Consider the following 23304-nt stretch of genomic DNA (forward strand, 5'->3'; position numbering starts at 1 on the left):
AAAATGAATAAGAAAAATAGAATAGGATATATCAGAAAGGCTATGAATCTGTTGAAGCTGAAGAAAACTCTTATGGCAGTTTGCATGTTTTTGAGTCTGGGATTCGGTATGTCTTCTTGTACGTTGGAAACGAGTGACAATGGTTATTTTGATGGCTATTGGCATCTCGAACGGGTAGATACGCTAGCCACGGGTGGCTGGTGTGATTACTCGAAGCGTCGCATCTTCTGGGGAGTACAATTTAAGTTGCTGTCCTGCAATGATGCCGATGTTGGTCCACGTGGATGTTATTTCCGCTTCGACCAGACTGCCGATAGTATCATCGTTCATACTCCCTATAAGAACAATTGGCATCAGGACAATGGACCGGATGGAGGTGACATTCCTATCATCGTAGTCAATGATGATCTCCGTCTGTATGGTATCAATAATCTTCGTGAACCCTTCTTCAAGGAGAAGTACAAGAGCGATAAGATGATATTACGCTCGGAAACATTACGGCTCTATTTTAAGAAGTTCTGATTTTGTATCCCCCTAATGAAACAAAGAGTGCCAACCTGTGTTCCACGGGTTGGCACTCTTTGTATATCTAAATCAGACTTATAAATTATTACAAATACTTAGAACTTCTTTCCAAAAATGATATTGATGAATGTTTTCACCAAAATCTTGGCATCAAACCACCAGGAACGGTGCTCCAGATAGTAGAGATCGAGTTCCAATCTTCTCAACATCTTCTCCATGGTATCAGTATAGCCATTATATAAGGTGGCATAGGAAGTGACGCCTGGTCGAATCTGATACAGGAACTGGTATCTTGAATCGTGCTCAATAATCTGATCAATATAGAACTTTCGCTCCGGTCTAGGACCGATGAAAGCCATATCGCCCTTGAATACATTCCAGAGCTGAGGCAACTCATCAAGATGATGGTCACGGAGGAACACGCCTACACGAGTCATGCGGGTATCCTTCTTATGACCAAAGAGCTGAGGTCCATTCTTCTCAGCATCCACTCTCATGCTACGGAACTTGTAGATATAGAAAGGTCTTCCGAATCTTCCGATGCGCTCCTGCTTGAAGATGGCAGGACCACCATCCTCTTTCTTTACTGCAATATAGCATACCAGAAAGAGCGGAGAGAACACCACGAGGCTGACTCCTGCCATTAAGAAATCGCCAATGCGCTTGATATTGCGTTCTACTTCGTTCATTCCGTCAGGTATGAATCTTGGGTTGTTAACTTCATCATTCCACTTGATATATGATGGGATATCACCGAATTTCTTCTGATTATTTTCCATACTTTTTATTTTCTTTTATTTAAAGAACGAAACAATGTTTAATATATTGTATTCAATCGTACTTATTTTGTATATTTCTTTTAAGCTTTTAAAAAAATAGTGATTTCTGTGGGACTTAAAAATAAAAAAGGCATAAAATAAATATGAGAAACATAAAAATTGGCTCAAGCGAGATATAATTTTGGATTGATGTAACATAAGCTGTAGATTGCTTGAGGAAGAAATCAATCATGAATATAATTACCCTTAAGGCAAAAAATATTTAGCCTTAAGGGAAAATATTTTTTGCCTTAAGACTAAATAAAAAAAGCCCCCAGCCTGCTTTTCAAGCGGGATGGGGGCTTTGGCTATGTTCTGTTCTGCACAACAATTACTGCTGAACAGGAATCTTCTTAACGCGACGCTCATGACGACCACCCTCGAAAGTAGTGGTGAAGAACTCGTCGAGGATAGCCTCGGCGGTCTTGTTGTCAATGAAACGACCAGGAAGTACCAATACGTTGGCATCGTTGTGCTGACGAACCAAATGAGCAATCTCCTTGCACCATGCCAAACCGGCACGCACACCCTGATGCTTGTTCAATGTCATGGCGATACCTTCGCCGCTTCCGCAAATGCCGATACCTGGATAAACCTCGCCGCTCTCAATGCCTTTGCCAAGAGCATGACCGAAGTCAGGATAGTCAACGCTTGCATCGCTGTATGTACCGTAATCCTTTACAGGATAACCCTTCTTCTCCAAATATTCCAATACGAATTGCTTCAATGGAAAACCTGCATGGTCACATGCAATACCAACTGTCTTTACTTCCATAATACTTAATTTTTTTAAGTGAATCCTAACTAATTATTCTAATTAAGCCTCAGCCAAGAAATCCTTAACCTGCTTGTAAACATTCTCGCCTGTGTAGCCGAGCTTCTCATCGAGCACCTTGTAAGGAGCAGAGAAACCGAAGCTCTCCATACCCCAAACCTTACCATTAGCGCCTACAAGACCCTGGAGTGTTACAGGAAGACCAGCAGTCATACCGAAGATCTTGGCGTTCTTTGGCAATACGCTCTCCTGATACTCCTTAGTCTGACCACGGAACAAGCCCTCTGATGGAGCACTTACCACGCGAACCTTGATGCCATCAGCACGCAATGCTTCGCAACCAGCCTCCAATGTAGAAACCTCTGAACCGCTAGCTACCAGGATAACATCTGGATTCTCGTCGCTGCCTGCTACGATGTAAGCACCCTTAGCTGCCTGCTCGTAATCTGTTCCCTCTGGTAACTTAGCGATGCCCTGGCGAGAGAAAATCAAAGCTGTTGGAGTATCAACGTTCTCCATAGCGAGCTTCCAGCAAACTGTAGTTTCATCAGCATCAGCTGGACGGAATACGCGAACGCTGTCCTTACCTGCATGGTTCTTCAACTTCTCCATCAAGCGGATCTGTGCCTCCTGCTCAACTGGCTCGTGAGTAGGTCCGTCCTCACCTACGCGGAATGCATCGTGAGTCCAGATAAACTTAACAGGAACCTGCATCAGGGCAGCGATACGAACAGCTGGCTTCATATAATCAGAGAATACGAAGAATGTACCCATTGCTGCAACCACACCACCATGGAGCATCATACCGATACACATATCAGCCATTGTCAACTCAGCAACACCTGCCTGGAAGAATGCGCCAGAGAAATCGCCACGAACGATGCTCTTGGTCTTCTTCAAGAAACCATCTGTCTTATCTGAGTTAGAAAGGTCAGCAGATGCACAGATCATGTTAGGAACCTGCTCTGCCAAAACGCCGAGACAAGCAGCAGAAGCAGCACGAGTAGCTGAACCAGCCTTCTGCTCAACCTTGCTCCAGTCTACCTTAGGAGCCTTGCCGCTGAACCACTCATCCATCTGAGCAGCCTTCTCAGGATTAGCCTTGCGCCACTCAGCCTCTGCAGCCTTGCGCTCAGCAACGATCTTCTTCAACTCCTCAGCACGCTTAGCGTAGATTTCCTTTACATCGTCGAAGATAACGAATGCATTCTCAGGATCACCACCGAGGTGCTTGATTGTATTTACGTAAGCGTCGCCACCGAGAGGAGCACCATGAGTATTGATGCAAGCCTCGTAGCTTGTGCCGTCTGCGCGGAGGGCACCCTTACCCATTACTGTCTTACCGATAATGAGGGTAGGGCGGTCCTGCTCCTTCTGGGCAGCATCGAGAGCCTCACGAATCTGAGCTACGTCGTTACCGTTAATCTTGATGACATTCCAGCCCCAAGCCTTGTACTTCATCTCAGTATCCTCGTTCATTACAACGCCACACTCTGTAGAGAGCTGAATGTCGTTGGAATCGTAGAACATGATGAGGTTGTTCAAGCCGAGGTTGCCAGCGATACGACCAACACCCTGAGAGATTTCCTCCTCTACAGCACCATCAGAAATGTATGCGTAGATCTTGTGCTGCATCATAGTAGAACCCAGACGAGCCTCGAGGAACTTCTCTGCAACAGCTGCACCAGCTGCGAGGGCGTGACCCTGACCGAGAGGACCTGATGAGTTCTCAATACCACGCTCAAGGTCGAGCTCTGGGTGACCTGGAGTTACTGAACCCCACTGGCGGAACTGCTTGAGGTCTTCCATAGAGAAGAAACCGCGCATAGCCAAACCAGCATAGAGCATTGGGCTCATGTGACCTGGGTCGAGGAAGAAGCGGTCACGACCAGTCCATGTTGGATCTGCTGGATCATAAACCAAGTACTCAGCGAAGAGCACGTTGATGAAATCAGAACCACCCATAGCACCACCTGGGTGACCAGAGTTAGCCTTTTCTACCATTGAAGCAGCCAAGATACGGATATTATCTGCTGCATGATTCATTACTTTAATGTCGTTCATCATAATATAATGTATTTATTATTGTTATAGATTTTCTACTGATTTCTGCTGAAACATTCCTGCCATCTCATTCCTTGGTGCAATGGATTTGCGGAACTGTTTGTTCATCAGCCCCTTAACCAAGAAAGGGCTGATGAATTGATTGAATTACCCTACAAATATACTACTTTATTTTCAAAACTACGATAGATTTTGCAGGAATTTTCACTTTCAAGGTGTTTTTCTTCAATTTCGCATCCTTGAAGGTGGCTGGCTTCACTACCTCAGGGTGCTCGAAATCGTTGAAATCGCTCACCTTCTTGCAGCTAAGAATCTGTCCTGCCACTGCCTTTGGAGCCTTCAGACCATCGAGGTTGAACTCTATTTCCTGCGACTTGTCGAGACTTACGTTGGCGAGTGAAACTACCACGGTGCCGTCTGCCTTCTTGGCTGCAGAAGTAGATACCATAGGAATCTTTCTGCCATCCTTGGCGTGCTGGTCGCCACGAACATCCAGAGAATCACACTTCACATCCATTGGCAGGAAGGTAGCATCCTGGAAGTCCTTATACATATTGAATACGTGGTAGGTTGGGGTCAGTACCATGTGGCCGGTCCCCTTGGTATCAGTCAGAATCATAGACTGGAGCACGTTAACCACCTGGGCGATGTTTGCCATCTTGATGCGGTCGGCATGGCGATGGAAGACATTCAGTGAGAGAGCGGCAACGAAGGCATCGCGCATGCAGTTCTGCTGATAGAGGTGGCCCTTGATGGTGCCTGGCTCCTCATCCCACCAGGTTCCCCATTCATCTACGAGCAGACCAATCTGCTTCTTTGGGTCTGCCTTGTCCATGATGGCTTCGTGCTTCTTGATTACATCTTCGATGCCGAGGCACTTGCCCATGGTCCAGTAGTAGTCGTCGTTGCTGAACTTGGTGGCAGAACCCTTGCTGCCGTTCCAGCCGGTTACCGTATAATAATGTAAAGAGATTCCGTTGGCACGATGACCTACACGGTCCATCAATACCTTGGTCCAGTTGTAATCGTAGTCACTGGCTCCCGATGCTATCTTGTAAAGCTCGTTGCCATCGTAGTTGCGGCAATATACAGAGTAGCGGCGGTAGAGATCAGAGTAGTACTCTGGACGCATGTTTCCACCGCATCCCCAGCTTTCGTTACCCACACCGAGATATTTTACCTTCCAGGCTTTGTCGCGACCGTTCTGTCGACGGAGCTTGGCCATAGGAGTATCGCCATCGCTGGTCATATATTCCACCCATTTAGCCAACTCCTCTACTGTGCCCGAACCCACGTTGCCGCTGATGTAAGGCTCGCAGCCCAACATCTCGCAGAGATTCAGAAACTCATGAGTACCGAAGGAGTTGTCCTCGATGGTGCCACCCCAGTTGTTGTTCTGCATCTTAGGGCGCTTCTCGCGAGGACCGATACCGTCCATCCAGTGATACTCGTCAGCGAAGCATCCTCCTGGCCATCTTAATACAGGAACCTTGAGGTCCTTGAGGGCTTGGAGCACGTCGTTGCGATATCCCTGGGTATTAGGGATGTTGGAATCCGGACCCACCCAGAGACCACCATAGATGCAGCTACCGAGGTGTTCGGCAAACTGACCATAGATTTCTCGGTTGATCTTCTGCGTTCCCTGGTTCGCATGGATTGTACCTGTCACGTCCTGAGCCTGTGCTGAGAAGGCTACAGTTGCAGATAAGAGAGCAGTAGCGAAAAGTCTGTTCATATTTTGTGTAAGTTTTGTTTTGTTTATAAATAGGGTTGAATTGATATATTTTATTTATAATACGTTTGTGAGGGAAAATTCCCCCACAAACATACTTATTTTTTATTAGATTATTTTTTGTTTGCTACGGCTGCCTGTTCAATGGCCAAGCCTGCCTTATAAGTTTCGATGTACTTATCGAAACCTGCAACGTCTTCTGTTGTAGGTGCAATCTCAACACCCGTATTGCCTGCGAATACCTTCTTGTCGAGGTAATCTGCAAGGCTCAACTTCTCATCGTTGTTAACGAGATAGCCTGCGAGCAGGGCAATACCCCAGGCACCACCTTCGCCTGCTGTCTCCATTACAGAGATAGGAGAGTTGATGGCTGCTGCGAGGATACGCTGACCTACACCCTTGGTCTTGAACAAACCGCCATGACCTGTGATGCGATCTACCTGCACCTTCTCGTCCTTGAACAATACGTCGTTACCAATCTTCAATACAGCTACTGAAGCGTAGAGGTTGGCACGCATGAAGTTGGCGAGGTTGAAGTGGTCGTTGGCTGAACGAACGAACATAGGGCGACCTTCAGCCAAACCTGTTACAGGCTCACCAGAGATATAGTTGTAAGCAATCAAGCCACCGCAATCAGCATCGCCTTCAAGAGCGTGGTTGTAGAGCTTGCCGAATACCTCGTTCATATCTACTGGAACACCGAGCAACTCCTGATACTGCTTGAACAAACCTACCCATGCATTGAGGTCGGAAGTACAGTTGTTGCAGTGAACCATTGCTACAGGGCTGCCGTCTGGAGTAGTCACCATATCAATGACTTCGTAAGGTTGGCTCAAGGCTTTCTCCAATACAATCATAGAGAAAGAAGAAGTACCTGCACTTACGTTACCAGTGCGCTGACGAACAGCGTTGGTAGCTACCATACCTGTACCAGCATCACCTTCTGGAGGACAGAGTGGGGAGCCTGCCTGGAGTGTGCCAGATGGGTCGAGTTTCTTTGCACCTTCCTCGGTCAATACGCCAGCATCTTCGCCTGCGTTCAGTACCTCAGGGAGAATGTCGAGAATCTTCCAGCCCAAGTTCTTAGGCTCGATGAGCTTATCGAACTTAGCTACCATCTCTGCATCGTAGTTGTTGGTGTTGGAATCGATAGGGAGCATACCAGATGCATCGCCTACGCCCAAAACCTTCTTGCCTGTGAGCTGCCAGTGGATGTAACCGGCGAGAGTGGTAAGGAAGTCAATCTTGTTGATGTGCTCCTCACCGTTCAGGATAGCCTGATAAACGTGAGAGATGCTCCAACGCAATGGGATGTTGAAGTGGAAGAGCTCTGAAAGCTCGGCAGCAGCCTGGGCTGTGTTGGTGTTACGCCAGGTGCGGAAAGGAACGAGGATGTTCTCATCCTTGCCGAAAGCCATGTATCCGTGCATCATCGCAGAGATACCGATGGCAGCCAACTGCTTGATTTCGCAGTCGTACTCAGCCTTCACGTTCTTCCGCAGGTCGGCGTAGCAATCCTGCAAGCCTTTCCAGATGGTGTCGATGCTGTAGGTCCACAAACCATCAACCAACTGGTTTTCCCACTCAAAGCTACCCTGTGCGATAGGGTTGTTGTCGGTGTCGATCAAGACAGCCTTGATTCGGGTAGAACCAAACTCGATACCGAGAATGGCCTTACCTGATTCTATAATAGTTTTTGCGCTCATTTCTTTTAAATGTTTAATGTAAAGAACAAAGGGTAAAATATTGAATTTCAATACTCTTTTCCTTTGTTCTTAACTCTTTACTTTAATTATCGCAATGCCTTGTTGAGCATGTAATAAATCTCGTTGTTGCGGAGCTGCTGCTTGAAGCTGCTGATTGTTGTGTTCTTGTCGATGTTAACGAACTCAATACCCAGAATCTCGCAGAAGTCCTCCCAGTACTCAGCAGTGATATCGTAAGAGAATGCACTGTGGTGAGTACCACCAGCGAGGATCCATGCGCCTGCACCAATCTCGAATGATGGCTGTGGAACCCAGAGAGCTGAAGCTACAGGGAGCTTAGGCATTGTCTTTGGCTCGATGCACTCTACCTCACTTGCGATGAGACGGAAGCGGTTGCCGAGGTCAACTACTGTTGCCTTAACACCCTTACCTGTCTTAGATGTGAATACGAGGCGAGCTGTCTGCTGCTTGCGGATACCAATGCCGAGGAAGTGAACCTCGAGCTTTGGCTTGTCTGTTGCAATCAATGGGCAAACCTCGAGCATGTGGCTCTGGAGGCTAGATGTGCGGTCGGCAGCGAAGTTGAGTGTGTAGTCCTCGAGGAATGAGCAACCCTTCTCCAAGCCCTGGTTCATAACCCAGAGTGTACGATAGAGGCAAGCTGTCTTCCAGTCACCCTCAGCACCGAAACCGTAACCCTCTGCCATCAGGCGCTGTGAAGCCAAACCTGGAATCTGGTCGAAACCGCAGAAGTTTGGATCGTCGATGTTTGCATCGCCGAGGTCATCGAAGTTGGTAGTGAATGCTACTGCGTTCTCATCCTTCAATACGCGACGGAGAGCGATCTCAGCCTTAGCTGCGTTCTTTACCTTCTCCCAATATACTTCCTCGCCAGACTCATCGATCTTGATGGTGTATTCCTTCTTGTACTCCTCAACGAGTGCATCTGCTTCAGCATCAGTAACCTTCTTGTAGTACTCCATGAGTGAAGATACTGGGTAGTAATCTACGTGGTAACCCAGGCGCTGCTCAAACTCTACGCGGTCGCCATCAGTTACGGCTACGTTGTTCATGTTCATACCGAACATCAGGCAGCGTACGTTGTGAGCATCAGCTACACCGGCAGCTACGCGAGCCCAAGTAGCAATCTGCTTTTGAGCCTCTTCGCTCTTCCAGTAACCTACAACTACCTTTCTAGGGATGCGCATACGGGTGCAGATGTGACCGAACTCGATATCGCCGTGAGCTGACTGGTTGAGGTTCATGAAGTCCATGTCGATAGAATCCCAAGGGAGTTCTGCGTTATACTGTGTATGGAAGTGGAGGAGAGGCTTCTCGAGAGCCTGCAAGCCCTTGATCCACATCTTAGCTGGTGAGAAGGTGTGCATCCATGTGATGATACCTACGCACTTAGCGTCGTTGTTGGCAGCCTTCATCACAGCCTCTACCTCTGCAGAAGAGTTAGCTGTGCCTTTGTAAACCACCTTGATAGGGATGATGCCACTGTTGTTCAGGCCATCTACCATGTCCTTTGAGTGACCATCTACTATCTTAACTGTCTCGCCTCCATAAAGAAGCTGTGCACCAGTTACAAACCATACTTCTAAATTCTCAAATGCCTTAATCATGATTGTTTGTTGTTTTAAATATTGTTATTGTTATTTTTTTATTGCTTTTTCTTCTGTCAGCATCCATCTCGTTCAGAGATTATTGCTTTTTCTTCTGTCCGTAGTAAGCGTTAGGACCGTGCTTACGGTTGAAGTGCTTTTCTACGAGCAATGGGTTCATCGTGGTGTTTGGATTCACGCTGAAAGAGATGAACGCCATTTTAGCCACCTGCTCAGCTACCACTGCGTGATAAACTGCCTGGTCTGCATCTTTACCCCATGTAAAAGGACCGTGGTTCTTAACCAATACGCCTGGAGTGTGAACTGGGTTGATGTTGTCCTTCTTGAAGCGATCAACGATTACCACACCTGTATTGTATTCATACTCAGCCATCATATCCTCTGTCATTGCATCAGTGCAAGGGATGCAATCGTGGAAATAATCTGCATGAGTAGTACCGATGTTAGGGATGTCCATACCTGCCTGAGCCCATGCTGTGGCATAAGTAGAGTGAGTATGAACCACACCGCCCAGCTCAGGGAATGCACGGTAGAGTACCAGATGGGTAGGGGTATCTGAAGATGGATTCAAGTCGCCTTCAACCACCTTGCCGGTTTCCAAGTCAACTACTACCATGTCGCTAGCCTTCATGGTGTCATAGTCAACGCCTGATGGCTTGATGACAACAAGACCCTTCTCACGGTCGATGCCACTCACGTTTCCCCATGTAAAGAGCACGAGGTTGTGCTTTACGAGGTCAAGGTTTGCCTTGAACACTTTTTCTTTTAATTCTTCTAACATAATATATTTAGTTTGAGTTGAATATTCTATTTCAAAGAGTTATATTGTGCTCTGTTTCAGAGAGCTGTCTATATTCTATTTCAAGTTGAACGATGGGTCTTCCTCATAAGCCTTCTTGTTGAAGCGATAGAGGGCGGCACCTCGTTTCGAATTGATTTTATCAATCAGTTCGGTCTTCTCGATGAAGTCAATTTCCTTCACGCGCTTGCGGAAGTTGCGCTTGTCAATCTCTTCTCCCATTACTGCCTCGAACACGTGTTGAAGCTGTGTCAGCGTGAAGAGGTTGGGAAGGAGCTTGAAACTCAGCGGTTCATGATTGATGCGACGACGAATCTGACAGATGGCGTCGTGAATCATGGTTCTGTGGTCAGAATAGAGTTCTGGAAGTTCGTTCAGACTTACCCATTCCAATCCATGTTCGATGCGGAGACTATCATCGTAGTCTACTACATTGATGAGGGCACAGTAGGCGATTGAGATAACTCGTTCTCCCGGGTCACGGTCGATGCGGCCGAATGCTCCCACCTGTCTGATATAGAGACTTTGCATTCCAGTGAGTTCGTAGATAACTCGGTTGGCTGCATCTTCAAGGTTTTCCTCTGCGCCAACGAAGCCACCATAGAGTGACCATTCGCCACGTCCTGGATCCATCTTTCGTTTGCCTATCAGTACTTGAAGGCTACTTCCGTTGAATCCGAAGATGATACAATCCACGGATACTAATACCTTGGAGTATTCGTTATAAAACTGCGTCATGGTTGCATTGATTTGAATGTTAAGATTCTAAGAATTGATTTATTGTTTATTTTGTTTTCCTTAGGTTGCTCCCGTTAGGGAACTTTGAGTGTTGTTGGAAAGCTGGGAGCCAGAAGTAGAAGAAAGGATGGAAGGATATAGGCAAATCCACATGTTGATTACATGATTCAATATTCTGATTGCACTATATTTGTAGATTACACTAAAGGAAAATCCTAACTCCTAACTTCTAACTCCTTGCTTTGTTTTATATTTTACCAGAAGTATGCGTAGAATGCAGCGCAGAGACCGATTACTACGAGTGTACCAATGATATCGAAGGCACCCCAGCTCTCACGGATAGACTTCTTGAAGTCTGAAGTGAAGGTGATTGCCTCTACCTGCTCCTTGCTTGGAGCTGGTGTGAAGCAGCTCACTACTACCATGAAGATAATGAGGAAGACGAGCAACCAGCACTCGAATACGAGCCAGTTGGTCTGCCAGAACCATGCGGTATAATCCCAGAATGCACCATCCATTGTTGCCTTACCTGTATCTGTGATGACGTTGGTAACGAGGCGGAGCATACCGATGAGGAAACCGGTAATCATGGTGTATTCACCTGACTTTGGAGTAATCTTCTTGAAGAAGATACCCATTGCAAATACGGCTACCATGGCTGGAGCCAAGAGTGACTGAATACCCTGGAGATAGTTGTAAAGGGTGTCCATCTTCATCATGATTGGTAACCATGCGAAACCGAGGATGACAACTACTACGGTAGCGATACGACCAACGAGTACGTAGTGAGCCTCAGACATTCCCTTCTTCAATGGCTTATAGAAGTCCTCGGTGAAGAGGGTAGCACAGCTGTTGAAGAATGCTGCCAATGAAGCAACGAGTGCACAGATGAAACCGATGGTTACGATACCCTTGATACCTGCAGGAAGTACGGTCTTTACCATGATGGCGAAGGCTGCGTCGGTCTCGTTCATCTGAATTGCGCCCTTCTGAGCCAAGGCTGCAGCAATCATACCTGGAATGAGGAACATGAAGCAAGGGAGCACCTTGAAGAAACCGGCTGCGATAGTACCGCGGCGGGCACGCTTCATAACCTCTACGTTGCTCTCGCCAGGAACCTGACCCAATACACGCTGAACGATGTGCTGGTCTGTACACCAGTACCAGAAACCGATGATGGTTGCACCAATGAATACTACGAAACCAGGATACTCCTGATACATAGAGTCACCTGCCTCCCAGTGGAACATGTGAGTTGTACCATAGCCGTTGTTCAACTTGCCGCAGTAGTCCATCATATCAGCCCAACCTGCAGAGATGCTGCCACCACCGAGGGTAGAGAGACCGAGGAAGAGCACGAGGAATGAACCGATGACGAGGATAGGAGTCTGGATGGTTGACAAGGTCATTACACCCTTCATACCGCCGAATACGGTGAAGATGGTGGTGAGGATGATCAAGCCGATAGCACCTACCCAGAAGTTCAAGCCCCAGAGATACTCGAAGAAAATACCACCAGTAAGTGCGGTAACGCTCACCTTGGTGAGGATATAAGCAACGAGTGTGATGATAGAGAGCCATGAACCTGTACGCTGAGTGTAGCGAAATTTCAGGAAGTCTGGCATGGTGATGATTTTACCCATCTTGTTGATGAGCAACTGATAGAATGGTACGAACAACCAACCGAGGATGAGGATCATCCAACCCTGCATCTCCCAGTGTGCCATACCTACACCGCTCTTGGCACCTGTACCGGCAAGACCCACGAGGTGCTCAGAACCGATGTTGGCAGCGAAAATAGCCATACCGATTACATACCATGGCTCACCCTTACCGAAGAGGTAAGCTGAAGAGTCTTCGCCTTGCTGAGCCTTTCTGTCTTTCACAATCGCATGCCAGACAGCCCAAATCACGCCGATTACACCAATGGCGAGCACTGTCCAATCAAGCCATACGAATTCTGTTGAATTCCAATTCATAATTACTATAAGATTGTTTTTTATTTATTATTTGTTTATTCTTTCTTTTATTGGATGCCTTCCTTACTTCTTAACGCTGAACTTGTAAGCGAGGTGAGAGTAGTACTTCTCTCCTGGCTTCAAGGTTGCATCAGTCCATCCCTTTACGCCCTGGGCAATCTTGGTAGGAGAATCAGGATACTTCTGGCTCTCGAAGCATACGCTTACGTGCTTTGGATACTTGATGCCATGCTTGCAGGCAATGCCTGTGCCCTGGAAGTTACCAGTGTAAACCTGAATACCTGGCTCGTTGGTGAATACCTCGAGCAGGATGCCGCTCTTTGGAGAATAGAGGCTAGCGCATACTGTCTTGTCATCGCCCTTGCCATCCTTATATGTATTCAGACACCAGTTGTGGTCGTAACCTGTAGCGTTCTTGATCTGGTCGAAGCTGTAATCTACCTTCTTGCCAATCTCGGTAGGAGTGCGGAAGTCCATTGGAGTTCCTTCTACGTCCTTGATTTCACCTGTTGGGATGTAAAGTGAATCTGCTGGTGTGAACTTGTCTGCATTGATGTACATTACCTGGTCGAAACCTTCCTTAGATGGGTCGCCATTCAGATTGAAGTAACTGTGGTTGGTCATGTTAACCACGGTCTCCTTATCTGTTGTTGCGCCAAACTCAATATCGAGTGTGTTGTCGCTCTTCACTGTATATTTCGCCGTAGCTGTCACATTGCCAGGGAAACCATTCTCGCCATCCTTTGCGTGGATGGTGAATGTTACTGAAGAGTCATTCTTCTCTGTAACATCATAAACCTGATTCAACCAACCGGTAGCACCACCGCCGTGGAGGCAGTTGCCATTATCGTTTGGCTTCAGATTGTAAGTCTTGCCGGCAAGAGTCAACTTTGAATCCTTGATACGGTTGGCGTAACGACCTACTGAAGATCCGTAATCAGATGGAGAGTTGAGTGTGTCTGCATACTGATGGATGTTATCATAACCCAATACTACATCCGTAGGTTTGCCATCCTTGTCAGGAACTGAGATGGAAACTACACGACCACCATAGTTGGTGAGGCATACTTCCATGCCACTGGCATTCTTGAGGGTTACTAACTCAGTCTTCTTGCCCAATACAGTAGAATCGAAGTCTGCTGGATTTAAGCCTGACTGTGTAAGACTAGCATTGCTGCTTGAAGAACAAGCTGAGAGGGTAGCGATTGCCGCGAAACCAACTCCCATAAAGAGGTTCTTTGCGTTACTCATTTTTAGGTTGTTTTATATCGTTTATTAATTTTGGGTGTAAAATTACAATTTTATTTCGAATTAGCAAGCGTTTTCCCTAACTTTTTTTATTCTAAAGTGTGTTTTTAACACTATTTGCATATAATTGCCCTGTTTCCGGCGTTTTTACCCTCATTCTCCCTGTTTTTTCGGCATTCTTTTTGGGTTTAAGAAAGAACACAAAAAAAACTGCAGTCGGCAAACGCCAACTGCAGTTCCTTTATATATATTAATAATGAATATTAGCAAACCTTGTGAGAACCTTCAGAGATAACCACTGGGTAAATCTCAGGAGCGTGACCATACTTAGCTGTGAACTTAGCTGTAACATCCTCAACAAACTTGTCGTAGATGTCGTCCTTTACCAAGTTGATGGTGCAGCCACCGAAGCCACCACCCATGATACGGCTACCAGTAACACCGTTCTCCTTGGCAACATCGTTCAAGAAGTCGAGTTCCTCGCAGCTTACCTCATATTCCTTGCTCAAACCGTGGTGAGTCTCGTACATCTTCTGACCTACTGTCTCGTAGTCGCCCTTCTCAAGAGCATCGCAGACTGCTAATACGCGGTCCTTCTCGCCCAATACGAAGTGAGCGCGGCTGTAATCCTCTTCGCCAACTTCAGCGCGAACTTCCTCCAGCTGCTCCCATTTGCAATCGCGGAGAGTTTCAAACTTAGCCTCTGGGTGCTTAGCAGCGATGTGCTTAACCACGTTCTCGCAAGAGTTACGACGGTCGTTGTATGGAGAACCAGCCAACTCGTGCTTAACCTTAGAGTTAACCAGGCAGAGCTTGTAACCCTTAGGCTCGAATGGGAAATACTCAAACTCACGGCTGTTGCAGTCGAGACGCATCAACTTGCCCTCCTTGCCGAATACAGAAGCAAACTGGTCCATAATACCGCAGTTTACACCTACGTACTTGTGCTCAGTAGCCTGACCAGCGAGAACGAGATCCCACTTAGAAACTTTGTTGTCACCGAAGAGGTCGTTCAAAGCGAAAGCAAAGCAGCTCTCAAGAGCAGCAGAAGAAGACATACCTGCACCGAGAGGCACATCACCATAGAATGCTGCATTGAAACCTTTAACGTCAACGCCCAAAGCCTTCATTTCCTGGCAGATACCATAGATGTAGCGTGCCCATGAAGCGCGAGGACCCTCTGGGTCATTTACCTTGAACTCAACGCGGTCCTTCAAGTCGATAGAGTAGAGCATAACTGTATCTGTTCCGTTAGGACGAATCTCAGCCATAATGCCCTTGTCAACTGCACCTGGGAATACGAATCCACCATTATAGTCAGTGTGCTCGCCAATCAGGTTAATACGACCTGGTGACATATAGATGTTACCTGTTTTACCATCAAAGTGCTTGATAAAGCGGCTTCTTACTTTTTCAATATCCATAATTACTGTAGTTTAAAAAGTTATTATTAAAGTTTTGATTATCATTTTGTTACCCCAGAGTAGTAAAAGCATTACTTTACTTGGGGGTAAGTTGTTTCGAAGATTACTCTACAGGGATGTCCTTGTTGACATTCTTGCAACCTACGAGCGCATAGAAAAGAATGTATGCGATCATGGCGATGACAACCCAGTAAGATGCGATAGGGCCAGCAGCCTTAGCAACAGCATCCTGGATGAGAGGCATTACACCACCACCAACTACCATCATCATGAAGATACCTGATGCCTGAGCTGTGTATTTGCCAAGACCCTCAACGGCAAGGTTGAAGATTCCACCCCACATGATAGAAGTACACAAACCGCAGATGGCGATGAGTACACACTTGGTAGGGATTGTAAATGCTACAACGCCAGTACCATGGTCGTCGAGCTTGAGAAGACTTGCAATCTCTGAATCACCTGCCAAAGAGAAGTTCAATGTGTTTGCCTCTGGCAAGAAGATGGCTGTGAGCAACAGGAGGATAGCTACTGATGATACTACTATCATCTGTGTCTTGGTAGAAATGGCACCGCTGATGAATGAGCTGAGGAATCGGCCGCACATCATAAGCAACCAGTAAACTGCTGCGAAAGCACCACCTACAGAAGCTGCACCTGTGAAGTCCATGCTACTGATGTAGAAGATAAGCTGAGCAGGAATACCAATCTCAACACCTACATAGAAGAAGATACCGATGACACCGAGTACGCAGTGACGGAAAGACCAAGGACTGTGGTCGTACTGTACATTCTCCTTCTTGATGTTTGGCTCAGGAATAGCAACGAACCAGATGATGAAGAAGGCTGCGATGAACACTGCCATACCGATGAAGAGGAGAGGAGCAACGTCACTCATACTTGTGTTGGCTGTAACTGTACCTACGAGCACACCTGCCAACAATGGGGTAAGAGTACCACTCAATGAGTTCAATGTACCACCAATCTGAATGAGCTGGTTACCACGGTTACCACCGCCACCGAGCAGGTTCAACATTGGGTTAACCACCGTGTTAAGCATACATACGCAGAAACCGCAGATGAATGCACCCAACAGATAAATGATCAGGTTGAGGCAAACGGCGCCTGAGCTGAGTGTAAAGACTGGGATGTCGTCACCGAAGATACTTGATAAGTACTGAATCATCAAACCGATTGTACCGACAGCAAGTGCGATCAATGCAGTTTTCTTGTAACCCTTGTTTTCAATCATCTTTCCGGCAGGAATACCCATGAAGAGGTAAGCGGCAAAGTTCATGAAGTTACCCATCATGGCTGCCCAAGAGTACTTAAAGCCCCAGATGTTGCCAAAAGGTGCTCCCATGTTAGTTACAAACGAAATCATTGCAAAGATAAAACACATCGTAATGATTGCAATGATGCGACCGTTGTTGTTTCCAATTTTTTGTTCCATTGTTTAATCTTGATAGTTGATATTTTATTGTTATGTTTAATTTTTTTTGCGTTTTATAGCCGGTTTACCCGTGTTGTGCTTACTCAAGTTGTTTTACCGCAAAAAGGAGCAACTGCCTCTGCATGAATTGTTTAGAGGCAGCAACTCCTAATATTGTATGAAAGATTTTTATTTCTCTACGCCAAACTTATAGATTGTTTTCTGGGTGTATGTCTCACCTGGATTCAATCGGCAACTTGGGAAGTAAGGATGGTTAGGTGTATCTGGGAACTTCTGTGCCTCGAAGCATACTGCGCTGCGGCGTGGGAAGGTTGCACCATGCTGACCCTTGATGCCTGCCAGGAAGTTACCTGTGTACATCTGCAGACCTGGCTCTGTGGTGTAAACCTCCATGGTACGACAGCTAACTGGATCTTTGATGCGAGCAGCAAAGCTCAACTCGCCTTCTTCCTTCTTATTCAATACATAGTTGTGGTCGTAACCCGAACCATTCTTAATCTGCTCGTTGTCCGCGTTGATGTCCTGGCCGATTGGCTTTGGAGTGCGGAAATCGAATGGTGTACCCTCTACCTTCAGGATTTCACCTGTTGGGATAGACTCCTCATCTATAGGCAGATAGTAGTCTGCGTTAACCTGACAGATGATGTTGTCGATGGTTGGAGTTGGGTTAGCAATTCCCTGGATAGAGAAGAATGCGTGGTGGGTCAGGTTGCAGATGGTCATCTTGTTGGTTGTAGCCTGATACTTGATGACGAATTCGTTGTCTTCAGTTAAGGTGTAAGCTACCCAAACTGTAAGCTCTCCTGAGAATCCTTCCTCGCCGTATGGGCTGGTGTACTTCAATACTACGGCATTGTCGCTCATGCGAGTTGCATCCCAAACGTGTGCGTGGAATCCAGTAGGACCTCCATGCAAGTGGTTCTTGCCATCGTTGCATGCCAACTGATACTCCTTGCCATGAAGGGTAAACTTACCCTCCTTGATGCGGTTACCATAACGACCGATGAGGACGCTCAAGAAAGGTTCAGGCGAGTTGATGACATCCTGGATGTTGTCGTGACCCTGAATGAGGTTGGCGTAGTTGCCGTCCTTGTCAGGCATCATAATTGCAACAACAGCACCACCGTAGTTAGTCACAGCAATCTCGTTGCCCTGCTTGTTTCTCAACACGAAGAGATCAGTCTTCTTTCCGTTCACTGTGGTCTGAAAATCTTCTCTTTTCAAACCACACTTGTTAACTGGTTCTGTATTCATAATATGTCATTGTTTAGTTACTCTACTTTATGTACTAAAGTAATTTACTGCAAAGTAACTAAAAAAAAATGAATGTGACAAATCTTTTAGCAATTATTTGATTTAAAAAAACTAAAAATTTTCAGGAGAGCAAATCTGCCACTACGTAACTTGAACCGCCAACGAAGACGAAATCGTTATTTTTTGCATTTTCTTTTGCTGCTTTATATGCTTCTTTTACAGAATGATACACATTTCCGTGCAAGTCATACTCCAATGCGAAGTCTCTCAGTTTCGCCACAGGGATGGCTCTTTTGGTAGAAGGCTGCGTCCAGTAGTATTTTACCCCGTTTTTGAGCTGTTGACTCAAAAGTTGCAAAACGTGTGTCACATCCTTGTCGTCAACCATGCCGAAGACGATGTGCTTGGTCTCTGCCTTCACACTCTTGATTTGTGGAGCCAGATAGTTCCAACCAGCCAGATTATGCCCCGTATCGCAGATGGTGAGAGGTGCATCATTGAGCTTCTCCCATCTGCCGCGGAGTCCGGTCAGTTCACAAACCTGGGCGAAGCCTTTTCTGATGGCAGCATCGCCAATAGTGATGTCTTGTCGGAGAATGCTGAGTGCTGCAAGGATGGTTTTCTTGTTGCGTTCCTGGTAGGAGCCCTTCAGTTCCATCTCTATATGGCTTTCCATCTCTGTATCCTGCGCAGAGAAATCCTGCGCAAAGAGGATAGGAGCCTGCATCTCCTTCGCCTTCTCTTCAAACACAGGGCGGGTTGCTTCAAGATATTCGCCTACAACCACTGGCACGTGTGGCTTGATGATGCCTGCTTTCTCGCCGGCAATCTCTGCCAGCGTGTTGCCCAGAAACTGGGTATGGTCGAAACTGATGTTGGTGATGATGGAAAGCATTGGGGTGATGATGTTGGTGCAGTCGAGTCTGCCGCCCAGTCCTACCTCGATTACGGCGTAATCTACCTTCTGCTCGGCAAAGTATTTCAAAGCCATGGCAGTGGTCAGTTCGAAGAAGGATGGATGGAGGGGTTCGAAGAAGCTTCGGTTCTGCTCTACGAAGTCGATGACATACTGCTCCGGAACGCATTCGCCGTTAACTCGGATGCGCTCTCTGAAATCTACGAGATGAGGGGAGGTGTAGAGACCTACCTTGTATCCCTGACTCTGCAGGATGGCGGCAATGGTATGAGAGCAGGAACCCTTGCCATTGGTTCCGGCAATATGGATGGTCTTGTATTGACGATGGGGATGTGCGAAGTGTTCGTCCAGGGTATGGGTAGTTTGAAGCCCCGGCTTGTATGCTTTGGCTCCAATCTTTTCGAACACTGGGGTGCTGTTAAAAAGGTATTCTGTTGTCTCTTGATAATTCATGAGCTATATATTAATGTATGAGATGAAAAAAGGCAATCTCATCACCGGCGATAGCCAATGCATGAGATTGCCAGTATTAATACTAAAAACTACAACTTCCGTTTTTACTTGAACAGGTTCTTGATGCTGTCGAAGATTGACTTCTTGTCAGCATTATCAGCCTTGAAGTTCTCGCATTCCTTGAACTTCTTCACCAGTTCCTTCTCCTCCTTGTTCAGAGTCTTAGGAATGTAGACGGTGATGTTGACGATGATGTCGCCTCTTCCGTAACCATATCCCTTGATGGCCGGCATTCCCTTGCCGCGAAGACGGAGCTGCTTGCCTGGCTGAGTTCCCGGTTCTATTTTGATGGTGGTCTTGCCTTCGAGTGTTGGAATCTCTATCTCGCCGCCAAGAACGGCTGTCGAGAAGTCGAGTACGAGATTGTAATAGAGATCCTTGTCCTGGCGTTCAAACTGTTCGCTCTTCTCTACGCGTACAATCACCTGCAAGTCGCCGTTCACGCCATTGTGCTTGCCGGCACCACCCTTGCCAGGAACCGTGACAACCATTCCGTCGTCAACACCTGCCGGGATGTTTACCTCTACCACTTCCTCGCCGGCAACGATACCCTCGCCGCCGCAAGCCTTACACTTGTTCTTGATTACATGACCTTCGCCGCCGCAAGTAGGGCAGGCAGCCTGGGTCTGCATGGTTCCGAACATAGAGCGAACCGTGCGTACGGTGTAACCCGTACCGTGACAGGTAGGACAGGTTTCTGGCTGAGAACCAGCCTCGCAGCCCGAACCGTGACAAGCCGTACAGGTCACGTCCTTGCGAATCTTAAACTTCTTGGTACATCCGGTGAAGGCTTCCTGCAGGGTGAGCTTAGCCTGAACGCGCAGGTCTCTTCCCTGATACTGCTGTGGCTGAGCGCCACCGCCTCCAAAGCCACCGCCGAATCCGCCGAATCCCCCGTGTCCGCCGAAGATGTCGCCAAACATAGAGAAGATGTCATTCATGTCCATGCTGGCTCCACCACCGAATCCGCCGCCGAATCCGCCCTGAGGACCGTTGAATCCAAACTGGTCGTACTGCTGACGCTTCTGAGGGTCGTGCAGAACCTCGTAAGCCTCGGCAGCTTCCTTGAACTTTTCTTCCGCCTCCTTGTCGCCAGGGTTGCGGTCAGGGTGATACTTGATGGCTATCTTGCGGTAAGCCTTCTTGATTTCGTCTTCTGATGCCTGCTTATCTACGCCAAGCACCTCATAATAGTCTCTCTTAGCCATTGCTAATTCTTTATTCTAATAATGATGTTTCTTGAATGATATTCTCCTCCTTGATGATGGATAAACTGAAGCCTATCAAATTATAGACAATTAAATCACAAAGATGATTGGCGTCAGATTACTGACCTACGGCAACCTTAGCGTGACGAATCACTTTATCGTTGAGGGTGTAACCAGTCTGTACACAGTCGATTACCTTGCCCTTCTTGTCGTCGCCCATTCCTGGTACCATGGCGATGGCCTCGTGGAAATCCACATCGAAATCCTTGTCGGCAGTTTCAATCTTCTTCACGCCAAGACCCTCAAGTGTCTTTACGAACTTATTGAAAATCATCTGTACGCCTTCCTTGATGGCCTTAGGGTCCTCGCTCTTGTCGGCGAGTGCACGCTCAAAGTCGTCGAGAATAGGGAGGATGGCAGAAATGGTCTTCTCGCCGCCGTTGAGGATAAGGTCTGCCTTCTCCTTCATGGTGCGCTTGCGGTAGTTCTCAAATTCTGCAGTCTTGTAGAGCAGCGTCTTCTTGAGTTCTTCCACTTCCTGCTGAGCCTTGGTCAATGGGTCAACCTCAGCGTTCTCTGCCTTGTTGTCAGCGTTCTCTGCCTTGTTGTCAGCCTTAGCCGACTCATTGTCAGTTCCAGCTTCCTGCTCTTCGGCATTTGCCTCGGCATTATTCTCGTTTTGAGTAGCGTTCTGCTCAGCGTTCTCGTTAAGAACCTGCTCCTGAGCGTTACTGTCTTCAACTTTTATATTCTTTTCTTGTGACATAGTCTTAAATTTTTTAAACATGATTATTTTTTATTAGGTGTTTAACAAAGAGTGTGCCAATCCGATTCGCATCAGATTGGCACTCTCTCTATATAAATAAATATGTGTATTCTGGTTACTGCTGCACACCATACATCTTAGCCTTCTGCTCCTTGATGGCCTCATCGTAGATATACTCGTCGTAAGACATGAGCTTGTCGATGGTTCCAGATGGAGTGAGCTCGATGATGCGGTTTGCCACGGTGTTGATGAACTCGTGGTCATGGCTGGCGAAGAGGATGTTGCCTCTGAAAGCCACCAGGTTGTTGTTGAATGCCTGGATACTCTCCAAGTCCAGGTGGTTGGTAGGAGTATCGAGAATCAGACAGTTGGCGTTCTGCAACTGCATGCGGGCAATCATACATCTCATCTTCTCACCTCCTGAGAGCACGTTCACCTTCTTCAACACTTCCTCGCCGCTGAAGAGCATTCTTCCCAGGTAGCCCTTCATCGCTACCTCGTTGCCTGGACCATACTGGCTCAGCCAATCTACCAGGTTCATGTCGCTCTGGAAGAACTCGGTGTTGTCGAGTGGGAGGTAAGCCGTGGTGATTGTAACACCCCACTTATACTCACCTGCGTCAGCCTTGCGGTTGCCGTTGATGATCTCGAAGAGCGCAGTCATCGCCTTAGGGTTATGAGAAAGGAATACCACCTTCTCGCCCTTCTCGATGTTGAAGTTTACATTGTCGAAGAGCACTGTTCCGTCCTCATCGCAAGCCTTCAGACCCTCAACCTCCAGAATCTGGTTGCCTGGTTCACGGTCCATCTGGAAGATGATACCTGGGTACTTACGGCTAGATGGACGGATTTCCTCAACATTCAGCTTCTCCAACATCTTCTTGCGGGATGTGGTCTGCTTACTCTTAGCCACATTGGCAGAGAATCGGCGGATGAACTCCTCCAACTGCTTCTTCTTCTCCTCAGCCTTCATCTTCTGGTTCTGAGCCTGGCGGAGAGCCAACTGAGAACTCTCGTACCAGAAAGAGTAGTTACCGGCAAACATGGTTACCTTACCGAAGTCGATATCCACGGTCTGTGTGCTGACAGCATCGAGGAAGTGACGGTCGTGAGAAACCACGAGAACAGTCTGCTCGATGTTGCTGAGGTATTCCTCCAACCACTCTACGGTGTCGAGGTCGAGGTCGTTGGTAGGCTCATCGAGGAGGAGGTTGTCTGGGTTACCGAAGAGAGCCTTCGCCAGCATCACGCGCACCTTCTCTGTGTTAGAAAGCTCGCCTACGAGCTTATCGTGGAGTTCCTCCTTTACGCCAAGGTTCTGGAGCAGTTGGGCAGCGTTGCTTTCAGCCTCCCAACCGTTCATCTCTGCGAACTTGAGCTCCAGCTCAGCAGCCAGGTTACCATCTTCCTCTGTCATTTCTGGCTTAGCGTAGAGGCGCTCGCGCTCCTTCATGTTTTCCCACAATGGCTGATGGCCCATCAGTACGGTGTCCATCACGCGGAACTCGTCATACTTGAAGTGGTCCTGCTCCAAAACGGAAAGGCGCTCGCCTGGTCCCATCTCCACAGTTCCCTTGTTTGGCTCCAGGTCGCCGCTGATGGCGCGGAGCAGGGTAGACTTACCGGCACCGTTGGCACCGATTACACCGTAAATATTACCATGAGTGAACTTGAGGTTTACATCTTTGTAAAGCACTCGCTTACCGAATTGAATTGCAAGATTTGTTACTGTAATCATTCCTTATTTCTAAATATCTTTTA

General features: G+C 47.3%; 18 protein-coding genes. 1 reads left to right on the forward strand and 17 read right to left on the reverse strand.

The genetic code is table 11. The features are described 5' to 3' along the window. The first annotated feature begins 3 nt into the window (after positions 1-3). Positions 4-522, forward strand: a complete 519-nt coding sequence (locus tag V8Z93_RS09300; protein ID WP_238405111.1) for a lipocalin-like domain-containing protein — start codon at positions 4-6, stop codon at positions 520-522. Positions 523-620: 98 nt separating this feature from the next. Here the strand turns inward: V8Z93_RS09300 and V8Z93_RS09305 are convergent, their stop codons facing one another. The 17 genes from V8Z93_RS09305 to V8Z93_RS09385 all read right to left on the reverse strand — a co-directional run bounded on the left by V8Z93_RS09305 (position 621) and on the right by V8Z93_RS09385 (position 23281). Beyond that, complete coding sequence (locus V8Z93_RS09305; RefSeq protein ID WP_439432845.1) at positions 621-1214, reverse strand: sugar transferase; 594 nt, start codon at positions 1212-1214, stop codon at positions 621-623. A 460-nt stretch (positions 1215-1674) separates the two neighbouring features. Continuing rightward, positions 1675-2118: a ribose 5-phosphate isomerase B gene (rpiB, locus tag V8Z93_RS09310; RefSeq protein ID WP_203038494.1), complete on the reverse strand. Its 444-nt coding sequence runs from the start codon at positions 2116-2118 to the stop codon at positions 1675-1677. 42 nt (positions 2119-2160) lie between these two features. Then, positions 2161-4182 carry a transketolase family protein gene (locus tag V8Z93_RS09315; protein WP_439432846.1) on the reverse strand — a complete coding sequence of 674 codons (2022 nt, stop codon included), beginning with the start codon at positions 4180-4182 and terminating at the stop codon, positions 2161-2163. 163 nt (positions 4183-4345) lie between these two features. Next, positions 4346-5917, reverse strand: a complete 1572-nt coding sequence (locus tag V8Z93_RS09320; RefSeq protein WP_439431332.1) for an alpha-N-arabinofuranosidase — start codon at positions 5915-5917, stop codon at positions 4346-4348. Positions 5918-6027: 110 nt separating this feature from the next. Continuing rightward, positions 6028-7620 (reverse strand): xylulokinase, encoded by a 1593-nt coding sequence (locus V8Z93_RS09325; protein WP_439431333.1) that lies wholly within the window; start codon positions 7618-7620, stop codon positions 6028-6030. An 86-nt stretch (positions 7621-7706) separates the two neighbouring features. Beyond that, entirely contained in the window at positions 7707-9248 is a 1542-nt protein-coding gene (araA, locus tag V8Z93_RS09330; protein WP_439431334.1) for an L-arabinose isomerase, read from the reverse strand. 79 nt (positions 9249-9327) lie between these two features. Then, complete coding sequence (locus tag V8Z93_RS09335; protein WP_439431335.1) at positions 9328-10029, reverse strand: L-ribulose-5-phosphate 4-epimerase; 702 nt, start codon at positions 10027-10029, stop codon at positions 9328-9330. A 75-nt stretch (positions 10030-10104) separates the two neighbouring features. Then, positions 10105-10785 (reverse strand): NUDIX hydrolase, encoded by a 681-nt coding sequence (locus tag V8Z93_RS09340; RefSeq protein WP_439431336.1) that lies wholly within the window; start codon positions 10783-10785, stop codon positions 10105-10107. 254 nt (positions 10786-11039) lie between these two features. Further along, complete coding sequence (locus V8Z93_RS09345) at positions 11040-12764, reverse strand: sodium:solute symporter (RefSeq protein ID WP_203049969.1); 1725 nt, start codon at positions 12762-12764, stop codon at positions 11040-11042. Between the two features lie 63 nt (positions 12765-12827). After that, complete coding sequence (locus V8Z93_RS09350; protein ID WP_439431337.1) at positions 12828-14015, reverse strand: aldose epimerase family protein; 1188 nt, start codon at positions 14013-14015, stop codon at positions 12828-12830. Positions 14016-14275: 260 nt separating this feature from the next. Continuing rightward, entirely contained in the window at positions 14276-15436 is a 1161-nt protein-coding gene (gene galK, locus V8Z93_RS09355; RefSeq protein ID WP_439431338.1) for a galactokinase, read from the reverse strand. Between the two features lie 103 nt (positions 15437-15539). Further along, positions 15540-16886: an MFS transporter gene (locus tag V8Z93_RS09360; protein ID WP_439431339.1), complete on the reverse strand. Its 1347-nt coding sequence runs from the start codon at positions 16884-16886 to the stop codon at positions 15540-15542. Positions 16887-17054: 168 nt separating this feature from the next. Next, a complete protein-coding gene (locus V8Z93_RS09365; protein ID WP_238405109.1) occupies positions 17055-18140 on the reverse strand; it encodes an aldose epimerase family protein in 1086 nt (361 codons plus the stop codon). A 121-nt stretch (positions 18141-18261) separates the two neighbouring features. Beyond that, positions 18262-19509, reverse strand: coding sequence for a bifunctional folylpolyglutamate synthase/dihydrofolate synthase (locus V8Z93_RS09370; RefSeq protein ID WP_439431340.1), 1248 nt, complete (start codon positions 19507-19509; stop codon positions 18262-18264). A 104-nt stretch (positions 19510-19613) separates the two neighbouring features. Continuing rightward, positions 19614-20777, reverse strand: a complete 1164-nt coding sequence (dnaJ, locus tag V8Z93_RS09375; protein WP_217764079.1) for a molecular chaperone DnaJ — start codon at positions 20775-20777, stop codon at positions 19614-19616. A gap of 118 nt (positions 20778-20895) precedes the next feature. Continuing rightward, positions 20896-21543 (reverse strand): nucleotide exchange factor GrpE, encoded by a 648-nt coding sequence (locus V8Z93_RS09380; RefSeq protein ID WP_439431341.1) that lies wholly within the window; start codon positions 21541-21543, stop codon positions 20896-20898. 115 nt (positions 21544-21658) lie between these two features. Then, entirely contained in the window at positions 21659-23281 is a 1623-nt protein-coding gene (locus tag V8Z93_RS09385) for an ABC-F family ATP-binding cassette domain-containing protein (protein ID WP_203038480.1), read from the reverse strand. Between the last annotated feature and the right edge of the window lie 23 nt (positions 23282-23304).

Source organism: Segatella copri (assembly GCF_051861805.1).
Classification (GTDB): Bacteria; Bacteroidota; Bacteroidia; order Bacteroidales; family Bacteroidaceae; genus Prevotella; species Prevotella copri_M.

Excerpts from the sequence above, each read along its gene's own strand:
- galK (WP_439431338.1), bottom strand. The coding sequence starts at position 15,436 with ATGGATATTGAAAAAGTAAGAAGCCGCTTTATCAAGCACTTTGATGGT.
- V8Z93_RS09325 (WP_439431333.1), bottom strand. The coding sequence starts at position 7,620 with ATGAGCGCAAAAACTATTATAGAATCAGGTAAGGCCATTCTCGGTATC.
- V8Z93_RS09335 (WP_439431335.1), bottom strand. The coding sequence starts at position 10,029 with ATGTTAGAAGAATTAAAAGAAAAAGTGTTCAAGGCAAACCTTGACCTC.
- V8Z93_RS09320 (WP_439431332.1), bottom strand. The coding sequence starts at position 5,917 with ATGAACAGACTTTTCGCTACTGCTCTCTTATCTGCAACTGTAGCCTTC.
- V8Z93_RS09315 (WP_439432846.1), bottom strand. The coding sequence starts at position 4,182 with ATGAACGACATTAAAGTAATGAATCATGCAGCAGATAATATCCGTATC.
- rpiB (WP_203038494.1), bottom strand. The coding sequence starts at position 2,118 with ATGGAAGTAAAGACAGTTGGTATTGCATGTGACCATGCAGGTTTTCCA.
- V8Z93_RS09340 (WP_439431336.1), bottom strand. The coding sequence starts at position 10,785 with ATGACGCAGTTTTATAACGAATACTCCAAGGTATTAGTATCCGTGGAT.
- V8Z93_RS09300 (WP_238405111.1), top strand. The coding sequence starts at position 4 with ATGAATAAGAAAAATAGAATAGGATATATCAGAAAGGCTATGAATCTG.
- V8Z93_RS09385 (WP_203038480.1), bottom strand. The coding sequence starts at position 23,281 with ATGATTACAGTAACAAATCTTGCAATTCAATTCGGTAAGCGAGTGCTT.
- V8Z93_RS09305 (WP_439432845.1), bottom strand. The coding sequence starts at position 1,214 with ATGAACGAAGTAGAACGCAATATCAAGCGCATTGGCGATTTCTTAATG.
- V8Z93_RS09350 (WP_439431337.1), bottom strand. The coding sequence starts at position 14,015 with ATGAGTAACGCAAAGAACCTCTTTATGGGAGTTGGTTTCGCGGCAATC.
- V8Z93_RS09365 (WP_238405109.1), bottom strand. The coding sequence starts at position 18,140 with ATGAATACAGAACCAGTTAACAAGTGTGGTTTGAAAAGAGAAGATTTT.
- V8Z93_RS09360 (WP_439431339.1), bottom strand. The coding sequence starts at position 16,886 with ATGGAACAAAAAATTGGAAACAACAACGGTCGCATCATTGCAATCATT.
- V8Z93_RS09380 (WP_439431341.1), bottom strand. The coding sequence starts at position 21,543 with ATGTCACAAGAAAAGAATATAAAAGTTGAAGACAGTAACGCTCAGGAG.
- V8Z93_RS09370 (WP_439431340.1), bottom strand. The coding sequence starts at position 19,509 with ATGAATTATCAAGAGACAACAGAATACCTTTTTAACAGCACCCCAGTG.
- araA (WP_439431334.1), bottom strand. The coding sequence starts at position 9,248 with ATGATTAAGGCATTTGAGAATTTAGAAGTATGGTTTGTAACTGGTGCA.
- V8Z93_RS09345 (WP_203049969.1), bottom strand. The coding sequence starts at position 12,764 with ATGAATTGGAATTCAACAGAATTCGTATGGCTTGATTGGACAGTGCTC.
- dnaJ (WP_217764079.1), bottom strand. The coding sequence starts at position 20,777 with ATGGCTAAGAGAGACTATTATGAGGTGCTTGGCGTAGATAAGCAGGCA.